The sequence below is a fragment of the Pseudoduganella violaceinigra DSM 15887 genome (assembly GCF_000425385.1).
Lineage (GTDB): Bacteria > Pseudomonadota > Gammaproteobacteria > Burkholderiales > Burkholderiaceae_D > Rugamonas > Rugamonas violaceinigra.
Window position 1 is genome coordinate 481,499 of record NZ_AUDI01000001.1, and the last position, 16,895, is coordinate 498,393.

7 protein-coding genes are annotated in these 16,895 nt (G+C 67.3%); all 7 read right to left on the reverse strand.

Annotation, left to right across the window (positions count from 1 at the left end; all coding sequences use genetic code 11):
* Position 1 precedes the first annotated feature (1 nt).
* On the reverse strand, positions 2-670 hold the full coding sequence (locus H597_RS29450; protein ID WP_051293465.1) for a DsbA family protein: 669 nt from the start codon (positions 668-670) through the stop codon (positions 2-4).
* On the reverse strand, positions 667-1,170 hold the full coding sequence (locus H597_RS33035; RefSeq protein WP_051293466.1) for a peroxiredoxin family protein: 504 nt from the start codon (positions 1,168-1,170) through the stop codon (positions 667-669). The genes H597_RS29450 and H597_RS33035 overlap by 4 nt, the downstream gene beginning before the upstream one ends.
* A 20-nt stretch (positions 1,171-1,190) precedes the next feature.
* Positions 1,191-9,452: a carboxypeptidase-like regulatory domain-containing protein gene (locus H597_RS0102320; protein ID WP_154667916.1), complete on the reverse strand. Its 8,262-nt coding sequence runs from the start codon at positions 9,450-9,452 to the stop codon at positions 1,191-1,193.
* Between the two features lie 56 nt (positions 9,453-9,508).
* Positions 9,509-10,150 (reverse strand): hypothetical protein, encoded by a 642-nt coding sequence (locus H597_RS0102325; RefSeq protein ID WP_028100701.1) that lies wholly within the window; start codon positions 10,148-10,150, stop codon positions 9,509-9,511.
* A gap of 48 nt (positions 10,151-10,198) precedes the next feature.
* Positions 10,199-14,827, reverse strand: a complete 4,629-nt coding sequence (locus tag H597_RS29460) for an Ig-like domain-containing protein (protein ID WP_051293467.1) — start codon at positions 14,825-14,827, stop codon at positions 10,199-10,201.
* A 203-nt stretch (positions 14,828-15,030) separates the two neighbouring features.
* Entirely contained in the window at positions 15,031-15,768 is a 738-nt protein-coding gene (locus H597_RS0102335) for a PEP-CTERM sorting domain-containing protein (RefSeq protein ID WP_028100702.1), read from the reverse strand.
* Between the two features lie 106 nt (positions 15,769-15,874).
* Positions 15,875-16,885, reverse strand: a complete 1,011-nt coding sequence (gene gap / locus H597_RS0102340) for a type I glyceraldehyde-3-phosphate dehydrogenase (protein WP_028100703.1) — start codon at positions 16,883-16,885, stop codon at positions 15,875-15,877.
* Between the last annotated feature and the right edge of the window lie 10 nt (positions 16,886-16,895).

A 16,895-nucleotide genomic window follows, 5' to 3' on the forward strand; every position in this document is an offset into this window, starting at 1 on the left:
GTTATTTCGTTCCTCGCATTTTCTCGATGGCCGGCGTGAGCTGCTGCTCCGTCTGGCGCAGCTTGTCCTGCAGCGACTGCGCGCGCCCGGCCGGACCGGCCGTCAGCATGTAGTCGATCACCGTCTTGAACACCGACGCCGGCTGGGCGCCTTCGAATTTGTAGCCGCCGATATAGAAGGTGGGTGTGGCTTGCACTTTCAGCGCATTGGCTTCGGCCACGTCGGCCTGGATGCGGGCCGCCCCGCGCCGGCTATCGAGCGCGGCATCGAAGCGCAGCGGATCGAGGTGCAGTGACCGCGCCAGGGCTTCGATGCCGGTGCGGTCGGCCAATTGCCCCTGGTGGGCGAACAGGGCGTCGTGCATTTCCCAGAACTTGCCTTGCTCGCCGGCGGCCAGCGCCGCCTCGTGCGGCAGGTAGGCGCCGGCGTCGGCGCCCAGCGGGAAATGCTTGTACACCAGGTTGACCTTGCCCGGGTACTGCGCCAGCACCTGCTCCAGCGCGGCGCGCGTCTCGGCGCAATACTGGCAGGCGAAGGCGGAAAACACCAGGATCGTGACGGGGGCGTCCTGCGCGCCGCGCAGGTTGGGGATGGCTTCGGCGCGCGCGCCCGCCTGGCACAGCCCTGCCAGCAGCAAGGCCCCCAGCCAGCGGCTCAGGCCCGCCTTCACGGCTGGCCTCCTGTCAGCCAGGACGACAGCTGCGCCTGCAGCCGGTTCGCGTCAGCTGCGAAACCGGTATTTTGCCAGGCGATGCGCCCTTGCGCGTCGATGCCCAGCATGGCTGGCAGGCCGGGCAGGCGCAGCGTGCGCAGCGCGCTGCCGTCCGCATCGCGCACCCAGCGCACGCCTGTCAGCTGGCGGTAGCGCTGCTGCAAGGCCTGGAAGGCCGCGTCGTCGCCCAGCACCAGGACGTGCACGCCGTCGCCCCAGCCTTGCGGCGTTTCCAGGCGCGCCAGCGCGGCCTGGGTGCGCGGCCGCCCGGCATCGACCACCAGCAGCACCCAGGGGCTGCCCGGATGCAGGGCAGCGGCGGCCGCCGGCGTGCCATCTTCTGCGGCCAGGGCCAGCGCCGGCAAGGCGCGCCCCGCTGGGGGCTGTGCGGGCGCCGCCGAAACCGCCGCGCCGTACAGCAAGGCGGCGCCGATCCATGCTTTCGAACTCAATTTCATGCCATCTACCGATCCGCCCTTCAGGGCAATTTGAAGTTGATAATTGCCGCCTTTTGCTCCGGGGTCAGCTTGTCGAACATGGCAGGCTCCTGGAAGCCCGACAGCGACTCCGCCGCCGCGGCAGCCGCCGCCGCGTCGCCGGCCAGCGCGACATAGTACATCAGGCTGACACTGCCGCCGGCCGGCACCGTCAGGCTGCGCGCATACACCCCGCTGCCGAAACCGTAGCGCTCCGGCTGGTAGGTGAAGTAGCTGGCCTGGTTGGCGCCCGCGCTGCCGGCCACCAGGGCCGCCGGCGGATTGGCCATCACCAGGTAGCGGTAGCCGGTCTGCGCCGGCGGCAGCAGCATGCGGACGCTGTCGCCCGCCATCGGCGCCACCACCCGCACCTTGACGGTGGCCGCGCTCGCGCCGCTATTGCTGAAGGTATCGACAATGCGCACCAGGCGGCTGTTCTCCGGCACGAAGACGCGGCGCTGCACCTGCACCGACTTCATGGCCACCGGGCCGTAAGTCGCTTCGCGCTTGTCGTCCGATGCCGTGGCCGCGGGCATGCACGGCAGGCGCACGCCATCGACGTTCAGCTGCAGCAGATTGTCGAACCACCATTCGCGCTCGTCGTGCGGCAGGCGTGCGCTCAGCAAGGCGCCGCTGCAGTCGAAGTGCGCGAAGCCCGCATCGGCCAGCTCCAGCCGCGCCTCAGACGGCAGCGCCGTGCCAAGCTTGACTTCCGTCTGCAGCGGCACGCCGGCCGTGGCCGAACCGTTGACCATGCCGACCAGCTGCGGCTGCACCGGATCGGTGGCCGCCACGCTGAAGGCGCCGGTCGGCAGCACCGGCAGCGCGAATTTGCCGTCGCTGTCGGTATGGGTCAGCAGCCACTGCATATCGGCCAGGTCGAAGCTGCGGCGCGAGGCAAAGCGCACCTCGGCGTTCGGCACCGGCGTGCTGCCGTCCTCGCCGACCACGCGCCCTTCCATGCTGGCCACCTCGGTCGGCATGGCCAGGTCCTGCAGCACTTGCTGCTGGTCGCGCACCAGGGTCTGCGCCGCCGTGGCCATCAGCCCGGTCTGCGTATCGAGTGCCGCGATCTGCAATTGGCCCAGCGCCACCTGCTCCATCACAAAGCGGCCATCGTCGCCGGTCGCGGCATAGCGGTTCAGATCTGGCTGGCCACTGCTGCGCACATACACCCAGGCCCCGCTCAGGAGGCGGCCGCGATGGTCGGTCACCGTGCCGCTCACCGTGCCCGACGGCGGCATCGTCACGTCCAGCTTGATGGTGCCGCTGCTGGCACCCGTGCCGTTGAGCATGACGGCCAGGCCGGTGCTGCCTTCCTCGACCCGCAGCACAAACGGGCCCGCTTGCACGCCGTTGATGACATAGTTGCCCGCCTCGTCCATCCCGCCATGGTAGAAGCGGTCATTCTGGTACAGGTCGATATTCGGCTGCGCCATCTTCTGCCCGGTGCTGTGGCGCAGGCTGCCGCTCACCAGCGCGCCTTCGGTGCGCAGCGGCAGGATCAGGTCCTGCGTCAGCACCGGCGCCGTGCCGGCGGTGCCGGACGCGTTGGCCGCGACGCCGTTCCAGACTGCTGTCAGCTGGAATGGGCCGGCTTTGACGCGCGCAAACTCGTACATGCCGCCGCTGTCGGCCTGCGCCAGCAGGCGCTCGCCGCCGCTATCGAGCATCACCGCGGCCGGGACGCCCTCGCCCAGGCTGCTCACCTGGCCGCGCAGGCGCGACGCCGAGCCGTCGAACGGTTCGCTGGCGATGGCCAGGTTGATGGTGACCAGCGGCGCCGAGCCGGCATGGCCGACCGCTTGCACGCTGTCCCAGGACGACACGGCCTGCACGGTGAAGTCGCCGGCCGGGACATCCTCGAACAGATACGAGCCATCGGCCGCCGTGATGGTGGTGAACTCGCCCGGATTGCCGCCGCCCGGAACGGCGGCCACGCTGGCCGTCGCCTTGTTGGGCTGCAGCGGCGCCAGCATCATCGGGCCGCCGCGGCCATTGGCCAGCACCAGCGTCACTTCCAGCCCGGCGCGGCCGACGCCGTCGACGCTGACCACGCCCCTCACGTTCGAGGCCGAACCATCGTACGGACCCGGCTGCAACGCCAGGTCGAGCGTTACCAGCGGGTCCTGGCCCGCCGTACCGCTGCCCTCGGCGCGGTAGGAATAGCGCTGCGCCGTGACCTTGAAGTCGCCGGGCGGCACTTCGGCGAACTGATACACGCCCTCCTCGTTGGTGCTGGTCGAGCGGCGCCAGCCGCCGGTCCCTTCCAGCACCACTTCCAGGCCGGGCTGCGGCCTGCCGTCCCGCGTCAGCAGGCCCACCACATCGGAACTGAGGTGGTCGTACGGCTTGGCCGGCAGCACCAGGTCCAGCTTCAGGTTGGCCGGCTTGGCCAGATTGCCGGCCACGCTCACGTCGTTGCCCTGATTATCGGTCGCCGTCACCGTGTAATCGCCCAGGTCGATGCCGACCAGGTCGAAGTGGCCGATGCGCGAATTCTGCTCGCTCTGCCAATTCTCGGTGACGCTCCCCAGGCGTTTTTCGCGGCCGTCGACGCGCGGCTGCAGCAGCGCGACGCTTGGGTAACGCAACAGGCGGCCGTCGGCATACTTCACCGTGCCCTGCATGATCGACACCACCACGTTGGCCGTGTATTCGGCCTGCTTGCCGATGTCCAGCGTGGTGCCGCCCAGCGGCAGGCTGTCCTCCCGCGCGCAGGCATCGAACAGCTGCACCGTCACCGTGCCTTCCGGCATGCCTTGCAACTGCATCGTGCTCTCCGCCGTCAGTTCCGTGTTGCCCTTGCTGGTGTTGACGCGCAGCTTGTTGCGGCCGCACTCGCCGATCTCCGGCTGCAGCAGCAGGGGGTTGGGTTTCAAATTGCCGTCCAGTAGACGGACGTTCAGCGTCGCGCCCTGCTCATAGACGAAGTCCGGCAACACCAGCACCTGGCCCGGCGCTGCCGTCGCGCTTTGGCGCTGCACCAGGTTGAGCGGGCCAGCCGTCACGGCGACATCCACCGGCACGCCGGCCGGCACGTTGTCCAGCTGGAAGCGGCCATCGGCATCGGTCATGGCGCTGGTGCCGAACGGCCGGTCGTTGACCACCGCCGTTGCCTGCACTTGGGCGCCCGGCAACGGGCTGCCTGAGCTGTAGCGCACCAGGCCCGTGATCGACGCGCGGGCCCCCAGCAGGAGATCCGGCAGCGCCAGGTCCTGGCCCGACGGCGCAGCGACCGGCAACACGACATAGCTGCCAAACGTCGGGTCGTAAGCGCGCACCAGGACGTCGCGGCCGAGCGGCAGCGCCAGCGCGTAAGCGCCTAGCTCGTCCGTGACCGCGTTCGCATAGGTCGTGCCGTCCTGCGCACCGAGCGCGTTGATCTCGATGTACGGAGCGGGCGCGCCGGTGGACAGGCGCACATAGCCGCGCGCCATGGCGCCGCGCAGCTGCAGTTCGAGCGGCACCTGCTGGCCGTCGGCGCCGGCCACCGTCCGCGTCGCGCTGTAGCCAGGCAGTTGCGGATGGCTGGCGCGCAAGGTCACGCTATCGCCCAATACCAGCAGCTCCAGCACGCCGCTGCTCGGGCCGCCGCCAAACTGCACGGTTTCACTGCGGCTGCCCAGCAGGTCGATGATTTCCACCGGCATGCTGAACGGGCTTGGCACGCCTTGCGGCATGCTCACGCGCAGTTGCAGCCGGGTTGCTTTCGGCATGCGCACGTCCTGGCGCAGCTCCTGGCCGGCCGCCAGCTGCAGCGGCAGCGTCACCACCGCCGTCTCGCCGGACAGCCCCGCCAGCAAAGGCTCGCCCGCCAGCACATTGGCGAAGCTGAACGTGCCGTCCGCGTCGCTGACGGTGCGCAGCGACTGGCCCATGCCGCTGTCGTTGCGCAGCGCCAGTACGGCGCCGGCCATCGGCGTCACGCCGTCGTCGCGCAGCACGGTGCCGGCCACCTTGCCGCCGTCCAGGTAATCGCGGACCGCCACCGGCTGGCCATTGAGCAGCACGCTCATGAAGTAGCCGCCGCGCTCGCTGTTCGAGCCGCCTTGCACCGCGATCGTGGCGTTGCCGGCGGCATCGAGCGGAATCGCCATCAGGTCGCCGACCGTGTTGGTCTGGCTGTAATAACCGCTCCCGCCGGCGCCATAGCCGTCCGCCTTCAGCTGGCGGTCGGCGCCGTAGACCTGGGCCCGCACCGTATAGGCCGCCCCGGCGTTGTCCTTGAGCGCGCCGTGCACGCGCACCGACAGCTTGTCGCCCGGCTGCGCCGCCACCGAATACAGGTGGCGCTCGCCGTCGAAGCTCAGCGTCGCGGTGCGCGCCTTGATGCGGTCGAACACGAAGTCCGTGTGCAGCACCAGGCCGGCCGGCAGTTCCGTCACATTCACTACGCTGCGCTGGGTGTCGCCGCTGTCGGTCATGGCAACGACCTGGTTATCACCGATATACAGCTGGTAGCTGGTCAGCGCGCCACTGCCGGACACGCTGCCGGCATCGCGGTTATTGACATACACGCGCGTGCGTTCCGCCGGCGCGGTATTGACGATGCCGATCGCCAGCGACGCCGGGGTGAAGCCGATGCTCGCCTCCACCGTGGTTTCCAGCTGCGCATCGTCGATCGTGACGGAAGTCTCGACCGTCTCATTGTCGCCGCTGCGCGCCCTGATCTTGTGCACGCCTTTGCCGACCGGGTATGGTGTCAGCGCGCCGCTGCCGCTGATATAACCAAGATACGCGTCATCCAGCCACACCTGGGCCGAGGCGCCAGGGCGCGGATTGTTCACATTAATTTTCAAGAACGCCAGATCGAAGATGAAGTTGGCGTTGAACGCCTGGCCGCCGCCATCCGGGCCGACCGTCACCACGCGGCTGCGCGTCTTGCCATCGACCGTCGTGGCCACCACCAGGTTGTCGCCCGGCTGCATGCCGTAATACACCTGCGCCTGGTGCACGCCGAACGGGTAAGGCAAGCTCTTGCCGCCCACCGTCACCGTGGTCCCCCAGCGCGGCGCGTCGACCAGCACCGTCAGCTGCGGCGGACGGAAGGTGAACGCCTGCAGCAACTCCTTGCCGGCATCGGCCTCGGCCACCTGCAGCTGCACGCTGCGGGTGTCGTCATAGTCGGTCACCAGCTTGAGCTCATGCTGGCCGGTGCTCAAAGGCAGGTTGCCGACCGCGCCGCTGGCATAGGTCGAGCCGACATCGCGGCCATCCACCTGCACCCGGGTCTGGCTCGAGCCGGCGCTGGTATCGACGCGCACCGTCAGCAGGGCCGGGTTGAAGCTGAATTGCAGCGCCACCTCGCGCCCATTGTCGCCCTCGGCCACGCTGACCTGCTGGCTTTGCACGTCGCCGTAATCGGTCGCCACGTCCACCTTGTGCGCACCGGCCGCCAAGGCCAGCGGCGGCAGCGCACCACTGCCATTGAGCGCGGCCAGGGACTGGCCGTCAACCAGCAGGTCGGCGCGCGTCCAGGCCAGCCTTTGCGCCACGTGCACGCGCAGATAGGCCGGCGCCGGGCGCACGGTGAATGCCAGCGGCAACGCCACATCGGGCACGCTGGTCAAGGCCTGTTCGCTGCCCTGGGCGCCGTCCGGCGTCTGGGCGCGCACCTGCCACTGCGCCACCGGCGCCATGAACAGGTAGCTGCCGTCTTCTTCGCTGGCGGCGGTGAAATCGCCGGCCGAGAACAGGCGGTCGTCAAAGCCGGCCAGCTTCAGCGTCATGCCGGCCACCGCTTTGCCGTCCGGGTTGCGCACCGACGCGGCAATGCCGCCGGCGTCGAACAACACCAGGTCTTGCTGAACCGCGGCGCCGGATGCCGGCGTGTCGATCAGCACGCGGCCGCGCAGGCGGCCGTCGACCAGGGCGTCGAGCTTGAGACGGCCGCGGCCGTCGTCGTTCAGGCTGACATTGCTGAACACGAAGCGGCCCGCCGCATCGGTCGGCACCAGCATTTCATCCCATGCCGGATTCGGGATGGCCACGGTGCCGCCGAGTGGCATGTCGCGCGAGCTCAGGCGTACCCACTGGTTCGCCACCGGCTTGGCCGCGGCGTCCAGCACGGTACCGCTGACGCTATAGGCGGCACGGCTGTTGGCCAGCACCAGGGCGACGCTTTCATTGTCCTGGCGCAGTACGCCTTCATAGCGCGCCACCATGCCATAGTTGCCCTTGGGCTGGGCGCTCAGGCTGAATGCCGACTTCGGCACCTTGTCGAAGCGCGCCACGCCACTGGCGTCGGTCACTGCTTCGGCGCCGTACGGCAGCGGCCCTTGCAGCGCCAGGCGCACCCGGGTGTTGGCCGCCGGCTGGCCGTTCTGGCTCAGCTGGACACGCACGGTGGCCAGGCCGAGCAGGCGCAGCGTGTGCTTGCGCACCTCGCCCACCTGGGTCAGGGCCGCAGGCATCAGCACCCGTTCGCCGCTGGCGAGCTCGGCCGTCAGCACATACATGCCCAGCGGCACGGTGCCAAAGTTGAAATTGCCATCCTGGTCGGCCTGGGCCTGGCGTAGGCCAGCCTGGGCATGGCGCAGCACCACCGTGGCGCCGGCGGCTGGCTGGCCGTCCGGCCGCAGCAGGCGGCCCGCCACCTGGCCGGCGGACAAGAGCTGCAAGTCAGCCGTCGCCACGTCGCCGCTTTGGCGCAGCACGCCGTTGGCCACCGCCCCGGCCCCGCCCTGCATGGCGCTGACCGTGAATTCGCCCAGCGGCACGCCATCGATGCGGTAGCGGCCCTGGCTGTCGCTGCGTGCGCTGAACTGGCGGCCATCAGCGGCGCGCAGTGCGACCTCGACATTGGCCAGCACCTGGCCCTGGGCATCGCTGACCTTGCCGGTCACGCTGCCGGCGGCGGCAATATTGCCCAACACGATGTCCTGCTGCAATTCCTGGCCGGCGCGCGCCAGCACCAGATTGCCGACGCTGCCCTGCACGCGGCCGTCTTTGACGGCCTGCAGCATGTAGGGGCCGTCGGCCAGCAACAGCGAATCGAAACGGAAGCTGCCGTCGGCGCCGCTGACCGCCTGGCTCACCAGGCCGCGCTGATCCGACAGCAGGCGCACCTGCAGGCCCGCCTGCGGCAGGCTGCCATCGAGCACGCGGCCAGCGATGGCGGCGGCCGGCTGCAGCTGCAAGGTCAGGCGCAGTTGGGCGCCGTCGGCCAGCTCGCCGCGCGCGGTGGCCACCGCGCCGCTGGCCGGATCGCGCAGGGAGACATTGATGGCGCCGGCCGTGAAGGCGGGCAGCAGGGCTTCGCCGTTGGCGGCGGTCTGCACCGAACGCACCAGGCCGGCGTACTGTTCGTGCGCCACCAGCAACTGGGCGCCCGCGACGGGCGCGCCGCCGGCATCCTGCACCGCCAGCAGCAGGGAACCCTGCCCGCTCAGTTTCAAGACCAGGGCGGGCGCCGGGCCGCCGGCCGGCAAGCTCGCCTGCATGCTGCCGCGCGCGCCGCTGGCCGGGACCAGGGCGCTCAAGGTGTAGTCGCCAGCCGGCGCATTGGGCAGGCTGAAATTGCCGGCGGCATCGGTCGACAGCGCCGGATAGACCGTCAACGGCGCATTCAGCTGCACCGTCACCTGCGCCCCGGCCACCGGGGTCAGGCCGTTGGCCAGGGTCACCCGGCCCGCCAGGGTCATGCGCGGCCCGATCTGGATCAGGCGCGAGCCGGCCGTGCCTTCATTGGTGACGCTGACGACAAGCTGGCGCCCGTACTGCGCGCCGCTGGGCGCCGGACGAATGGTCAGCAGGCCGTCGCTGCTGACGCTGGCGATGCCGGGGTCGCTGACGGTGTAGTTGCTGCCGCTGGCGCCGCCGGTGGCGTCGAAGCTGGAGCCGTCGGTGCCCTTGGCCGTCACTTTTAACTGCACCGTCTGGCCGTAACTGATATTGCCCGGGCCGTCGATCTGCAGGGAGCGGGGAATCGGCGTGCTTGAACCCCACTGGATCGGGCCAGCCACGAAGGACGTGCCGCCGGCCGGCTTGATGATGCCGGTCTGGCCCAGGGTGCCGTCGTTGCAGACGGCGCGGATACGGTAATTGCCCAGCTGCGAAGGCACGCCGGGGATCATGTAGTAGCCGCCCTCCTGCACCGTGGTATTGCGGTTCAGGGCACTGGCCACGCAAACCGTGCCCGGAGCCGGATCGGCCGCGCGCGCCGGCATGGCGCAGGACAGGCATAGGAGCATCAGCCATCCCGCCAGCAAGGCCCATGCCTTGCCGCTGAAGAGCGTTAGTGTCGTAGTCCGAGTATTCAACTGTTTCCCCTGAAGATGCGCTTATCCCTGCGCTGCCGCCTGGCGGCGAGCCGCTTTTATTCAGCCGGACGGCTGATGCGAATTTCGTTTTTGCTGTCGTCCCACAGCTCGCCGCTGTAGTGGAACACCGGGTCGCTGGCCAAGTCCTGCACCGCCTGCCAGCGGCCGTCGATCAGCTTGAAGGACAGCGTGTTTTCGAAGTCCTTCGTGTCCAGCTGGGTGACCTTGCCCGTCGTGTCCTGCGTCGTCAGGTTGCCGCCATGGACCCGGTAGCGCACCAGCGCATAGGTCACGCGCTGGCGCGCATATTCGGCCTTGCCCAGCAGGACGGCGGGCCGCTCGCTCAGCAATCCGCGCCAGTTGGCCACGATGTCGGCCGGCTGGCGGCCGCTATCGCGGTAGCGCTTTTCCATCAAGGCGCGCGCCTCCGGCGACCACATGCTGATCCACCAATCGTAGTCGCCGGCCGCCATGGCCGACAGCAAGGCCACCGCCGCCTTTTCCGGCGTCGAATAGCCGGCGGCGCCGCGCGTCAGCGCGGTCACCGGCTGCGGCGGCACGAAGGTGCTGACGCCGACCGTGGTATAGGTCTCGACCACAACCTTCTTGACGCTGGTTTTCGTCTGGCTCTGCGCCTGGGCGGGCAATGCCGCAGCGGCCAGCAGCAGCAAGCCAAACACGGTGACCGATTTATTCATGAATGGATTCTCCAAATAGCTCAAACTTAAATTTGCCGGCACGCCGCATCATTCCCCGCCCAGCTTCGGCAATGTGAACGACATGCCGGGAATCGGGTAAGGGTCGGCCAGCTGCCAGCTCATTTCCTGGTGCCACTGGCCGTCCATGAATTCGAGCACCACCTGGCCCACCAGGCCATTGAAGAACGCTCCTTCCACGGCGCCGGACGTGCAGCTGATATCGATGCCCGAACTGAAACCGCCTTTCAGGCCGACTGTTGCCTTCATCACGGTGGTCTTACCATCCTTGAGGATCAGCCCGCCCTCCGCGGTCACCTCCAGGAAAATATTGCCCCCGCCGCCCCAGCACGATTCATGGCTCTCGCAAAACGCATAGGTTCCCGAGCCATTGAGAGCGCCGCCGAATTCGCCGGAAATAAAGACGCCAAAGCCGCCGCCAGGACCATTGGTCGGCATGGGCAGCTTCGGCCCCCACACCTGCCACGGCGCCAGGGCCATCGACAACTTGCCTTCCAGCTTGCCCGAGCCGCCCTTGGTCATCTTGCCTTGCTGCGCCTCGCAGCAGGTCTTGATCTCCTGCGCGGTGTAAGACACCTTGAGCGCATCGAAACGCGGCGCCGCGCCCAGCTTGGTCAGGATATTGATGACCGGTTCGAACGTCGCCAGGTTCACTTCATAGCCCATGGCCGGGCCGTTCTTCTCGTCCTCGATCTTCGTGCCCTGGCAACTTCCGCCCGTGCACTTGTCATCCTTGGTGCAGTACTTATGGTCGTCGCAAGACTTGCCATCGTCCGGCTTGCAGCTCTTTTTCGGGCACTTGCCGCCGCTGCTAGACTCTTTCTGGCACTCCTTGCAGCTCGGCGCGCCCCCGCTGCTCGGGCAATCGTCCGGCGGCGGCGGGTTCGGGATCGGGTGCCAGCCGGCCTTGCTGATGCCGGTGCCCGGATCGGTGATCAGGAAGGCGCCGTCCTCGGTCACGGTGGCCTGGCCCATCTGGACAAAGGTGGCCAGATCGTGGTCCCACTGGTAAACCGGCTTCTTCTCGCCCGGCTTCAAGCCGGCGGTGTTCGGGATCTTCAGCTGCACCGGCGGGTCAAAGCGCGTGCCCGATGGTTGGATCGTAGCGGCCGGCGCCATGAAGCCGGCGTAGCCGCCCGGCGGGGTCATCGGCAACTTGTCGAAGCTGATCGGGCTAACCACCACCGGACCGGTCTTGCTGCCATCCGGGAAGGTCACGCTGTTGGCGAACACCTTCATCTCATAGCCTTCAAAGCCGGGCATCTTCAGCACCACATCCTGGTCGCCGCCGACAATGCGCGCCTCAGCCATCTCCAGCGCCGGCAGGTAGATCGGGTGCGGCAGCTGGTTCTGCGCGCCCTTGATAGCGCTGGCCTCGAAGTGCAGGGCCGGATACTGCTGGCCCGTCAGCTTGACCGTGCGGCCGTCCACAAACAGGTCGATCTTGCCGGCCGGGATATCGTCGAAGGTAAACATACCCTTCTCGTCCACCGTGGTGCTCAGCGACGTGCGTCCAATCGACATGCGCGCGCCCGGCAACGGCTGGCCCTTGTCGTTCATGACCATGCCGCTGAAGCGGGTCGGACCATCCTGCGCCGCCAGGCCCTGCATGGTAAACAGCGCTTCAAAGAAGCTGTCGCCGTTTTCCGCCGGGACGGCCTTGACTATGGTTTCGCCGGCTTCCGCCCCCAGTACCGGGCGCACCGCCGCGTAACCGTTCTTGTCGGTGGCGACCACGATGCTGTCGCTGCCATTTTCGAACGTGGCCTGGCCCGCCACGACGCTGAAACGCACCGCCGCATTGGCGATACGGTTTTCCTGGTCGTCGGTGACCACGGCCGTCAGCGGCTCAAGCGGCTGCGCGCCGGTCGCGACGAATTGGTTGATGCCCAGGTCCGCGCGCACGTGCTGGGCTGGCCCCTTTTCGCCACTGGCGACAAAAGTCACGCCTTCGGCCATGCCGGCGGCGCTGGCGCGCACCGTATTGCTGGCCGGGCCGCTTTGTTTGCCCAGCACCAGCCACACGCTGGCCAGGCCGTCGGCATTGGTCTTGACCACCAGGTTGCGCACGCCGGCGCCGGCGCCGGCATCGCGCGCCAGGTTGCCGGTGCCGCGCATAACGTCGAAAGTGACCGCCGTATCGGCCAGGGGCTTGCCATCGCGGTCCAGCGCAGCCACGGTCAGCGGCTTGGGCAGAGCGCTGCCGACGCGGCCGCTCTGGCCATTACCGGCATAGGAAGTCAGGCGCGCCGAGCCGGCCCCGATGCGCATCACGCGCAACTGAACGCTGCGCACATTGCCTGCCTGGTCGGCCGCGCTGACGGTAATATTGTTTTCGCCCAGGGCCAACGGCACGCCGGCGGCGAAGAACTGCTTGTCGGCCACGGTCGCCTGGACCTGTCCCTGGCCGCCGCGCACCGTCACGGTCGGATCGGGCGCCGCGTAATACCCTTCCACCGCATCGTTCACGGTGCCTTGCACGTCGATGCTGTTGGCCGAGGTGATCGCATTGTTCAGCGGCGCTTCGACGGCCAGGAATGGCGCCGTCTGGTCCACAGAGACGGTGATGGAGGCCGAACCCACCCGCCCCTGCTTGTCGGTCGCCACCACCGTGAGCAGGTTGGTGCCTTCGTGCAGGAAGAAGCGCTCGAAGCGGAATTCCTTGCCGTTAAGCGTTGCCTGCTGCTGGTTGATGGTGACGCTGTCGACGTCCCGGTCGACCGTGCCCGTGATGGCGGTCGGGCGCTCGACGATGCCGGTCAGGTCGCGCGGGCTGCTATCGACCACTGGGCCCAGCGTGCTGCGGTCGGCAGGCGCGGTGATGGTGACCACCGGGGCCTTGCCGTAATTGACGGTCAGGGTCGCATCCTTGCTGCGGTTGTCGGTGTAGACAGCCTGCGCCTTCAGCAGGTTGTCGCCCGGCTGCAGCTGCAGTGCGAGCGCATAAGTGCCGATGCGGCCGTCGGTGGAAACCAGGCGCATCGGCTTGTCGTTCAGGCTCACGCTGGCGACCGCAGCGCGATCCGAGGACGCGACCACCTTGATCTCCACATCCCGCTTCAGGAACACGCTGCCATCTGCATCGGCGAAGCGCAGTTCGTAATTGGTCGGAGCTTCAATTTCAAAGCTCCAGAGCGTATAGGCGTCGCGGCCGCTGTTATTCGTCACGCGCAGGTAAACCAGGTGGCGGCCGACCGCCAAGCCCTGGGCCTGGTAGCTGAAACCGCCGGCGCCGATGCTGGCCCTGGCACTCACGTCCACGCCGTCGAGCATGACGCGCACCTTCGCCGGGTCGATGCCGGCCGCATCGCTATAACTGGCGGAAATGACCGGCTGGCTGCCGGCGGGAAGGCCATCCTGCCTGCCCGGCTTGAGCTGCGAAAATACGGTAGTGGCCGGCGACTCGATGTTGAACTTGCCTTCCAGGACGGTGGTATTGCCGGCCTTGTCGGCCGCCGTGAACCTGAAGCTATGCTGGCCGATGGCATAAGCGCCCGCCGGCAAGCTGCGTTCGATGACGCCCTGGCGTTCGGCCGTGGTCAGCGCCAGTTCGACGCCGTCCAGGGCCAGCTTGACGCTGGCCGCATCGATGCCGCTGCCGATATCGCTGAAGCGCACTTGCACCGGCAGCACGGCGTTGATCTGGAAAGTGACGCCGTCGAGCAGGGAGGATTGGTCGATCTGCGGCGCACTGCGGGTTGTGAAGGCCCACGCCTTCTCCGCAACCCCGCCCTGCTGGTCGGCCAGGAGCAGGCGCACCGTATGCGCGCCTTCCAGCAGCGCCTGCGCAGGCTTGTACTCGATGGAGCCCGTATCGATCCGGGCTTGCGCCAACACTGGCTTGCCATCGACCTCGAATACCGATCGGCCCGCATCGAGCGCGGCGCCGCCTTGCCATTTGGCGCCGATTGCCGGCAGCGCATCGGCCGCCAGCAGCGCGCCATCGGCAGGGCTCAATTCGACGATTTGCGCGCCCTGCCCGGCCACATTGAAGCCCCACTCCTGGCGCACGCTATTGCCTGCTTTATCTTGTACTTTCAGCTCCACGCGGTGCGCGCCGGCGGCCAAGGCGCTGGCTGGCTTGTAGCTGACGGCCGAGACGGATTTCTGCGCGGCGGCGCTGACGTCGACGCCGTCCAGCAGCAGCACGGTTTTCGTCGTGTCGACGCCGCTGCCCTTGTCGCCCAGGCTGGCGCTGATCGTGCTGTTCGGCGCGGCGAAGTCCGGGCCGGCCGGCAGCATATTGCTGATCGCGGGGGCGCTGGTATCGACCGTGAACACCCAGGTGGCATTGGCCATGCTGCCCGCCTTGTCGGCGACCCACAGGCTCACGCTATGGTTGCCGTCCGCCAGCTTGCTGGCCGGCGTGTAGCGGATATCGCCGGCGCTCACGGCGGACTTGCCGGTCACGTCGACGCTGTCGACCTTTAAGAGGATTTTGCCGGTGTCGATGACTGCGCCGGGAGACGCCTGGAATGTGGCGGAAATCACAGGCAGGGGGTTCGCTTGCGCCGCGACGGGCGCACGGCTGCCGATCGTCGGCATGGCGGCCAAGGCGTCCATGTGCGGCAAGGCGAACGCCAATACCCCGATGACTACCGCAACAATCCATTGGACCATTGGTGCGCGCTGCACGCTGCGCCATGTCAACAAACCCATCTATAAACTCCCGGATAGTTTCAAATCGCCCCGCCCAGGCCTGGACACAGGCGGAATCAACCCAGCAGTTTACCAGCGTTTATTGCCAGAATTACACAATGGGTCAAATAATAATTATTTTTTGGATAATAGCCACACTTCCGTGGCGCGCCACGGAAATCGGATAGGAAGAAAGGCGCTGCGGGCCAGCGGGCCCGCCGGATTTATCCGCGCCGTGGTGCGCGGCGGCGCAGCACGGCCATGCCGGCCAGACCTGCCAGCAGCAAGGCCAGGCCCGCCGGTTCGGGCACCGCTTGCGCATCTTCGGGCGGCAGGGAATCGGTGCCGGAAGACCACAGGTTGGCGATCAGGCTGCCGGACAAGCCATCCGCGCCGGAATCGAAGACCAGCGTCAGGATGCCCGACTCGAGGGCGTTGAATCCTGCCAGCGCTGCATCGGCGCTGAAGTCCTGGCCAAATCCGGTCGCCAGCAGGCTGGCGCCGCTCTGCACGCTGACCTCATTGCCTTGGTTACCCGCCTGGCGCACATCCAAGCCGCGCCAGTCGAAGCTGAACACGACGCGGGTGAAAGGCGTCAGCGCAAAATCGCCGCCGAAACCGGCGGCGGCCCCCAGCCAGCCCCGCGCGTGCTCGACGGAAGTCCGATAGAGTCCGCCATCGGCGCCGGCCAGTGCGAGACCATGCTGCGTCGCCACGGAAACTTGGCCCAGGTCCCAGCTCTCTTGCTGCTTGCCCTCGCCGCTTGTGACGATTTGATGCGCTTCCAGGCGATCCCAGCCCTTCGCAAATTGCACCTCGGCCGCGATGCCGTCGTTCTGCGCCAAGTCCTGGACCTGGACGCGGAAATTGGACAGCTCGAAGAAACCGGCGGGACCCGCAAAAGCGGTTGGCGCAGCCAGGGCGGCGGCGACCAGTCCAAGGGAAGCGAGAATTCGGCGCATGCGGGGTTCCAAAATCGATAAAATTATCGAATTGTAAAGTGCTTCTCTGCCCCGGGCAATAAAAAAAGCGCCCGGAGGCGCTTCTTTTGGCGGTACAGACTGCCGATTACTTGGCGTTCATCAGGGCCACGGTGGTGTCCAGCATACGGTTGCTGAAGCCCCACTCGTTGTCGTACCAGGACGACACTTTCACCAGCTTGCCCGACACCTTGGTCAGGGTGGCGTCGAAGTTCGACGACGCCGGGTTGTGGTTGAAGTCCACCGAGACCAGCGGTTCGGTCTGGTAGGTCAGCACGCCCTTCAGTGCGCCTTCCGATGCTTCCTTCATGATCTTGTTGATTTCTTCAACCGTGGTGTCGCGCTTGGCGATGAAGGACAGGTCGACGATCGACACATTGATGGTCGGCACGCGGATGGCATAGCCGTCCAGCTTGCCGTTCAGCTCCGGCAGCACCAGGCCAACCGCGGCAGCAGCGCCGGTCTTGGTCGGGATCATGGACTGGGTGGCGGAACGGGCGCGGCGCAGGTCTTCGTGCATCACGTCGGTCAGCACCTGGTCGTTGGTGTAAGCGTGCACGGTGGTCATCAGGCCGGTTTCCAGGCCGATGGCGTCGTTCAGCGGCTTGACCAGCGGGGCCAGGCAGTTGGTGGTGCAGGAAGCGTTCGAGATCACGGTGTCCGACGCTTTCAGCACGCCGTGGTTCACGCCGTACACGACGGTCGCGTCAACGTCCTTGCCGCCTGGCGCGGAGATGATCACCTTCTTGGCGCCGCCTTTCAGGTGGGCCGAGGCTTTTTCCTTGGTGGTGAAGAAGCCGGTGCACTCGAGCACCACGTCCACGCCCAGCTCGCCCCATGGGATTTCAGCCGGGTTGCGCTGCGCGAACACGCGGATCGAATCGCCGTTCACGATCATATTGTCACCTTCCACCGTGACGGTGCCAGGGAACTTGCCGTGCGCGGTGTCGTAGCGGGTCAGGTGGGCGTTCGACTCGGCATTGCCCAGGTCGTTAATCGCCACGATCTGGATGTCCTGCTTTTTGCCGCCTTCGTAGAAAGCGCGCAGGACATTGCGGCCAATACGGCCATAACCGTTGATTGCTACTTTGATCGTCATGCTGTTTACT

Coding starts and splice junctions, on each gene's coding strand:
- H597_RS0102335 (WP_028100702.1), bottom strand. CDS start 15,768: ATGCGCCGAATTCTCGCTTCCCTTGGACTGGTCGCCGCCGCCCTGGCT.
- gap (WP_028100703.1), bottom strand. CDS start 16,885: ATGACGATCAAAGTAGCAATCAACGGTTATGGCCGTATTGGCCGCAAT.
- H597_RS29460 (WP_051293467.1), bottom strand. CDS start 14,827: ATGGGTTTGTTGACATGGCGCAGCGTGCAGCGCGCACCAATGGTCCAA.
- H597_RS33035 (WP_051293466.1), bottom strand. CDS start 1,170: ATGAAATTGAGTTCGAAAGCATGGATCGGCGCCGCCTTGCTGTACGGC.
- H597_RS0102325 (WP_028100701.1), bottom strand. CDS start 10,150: ATGAATAAATCGGTCACCGTGTTTGGCTTGCTGCTGCTGGCCGCTGCG.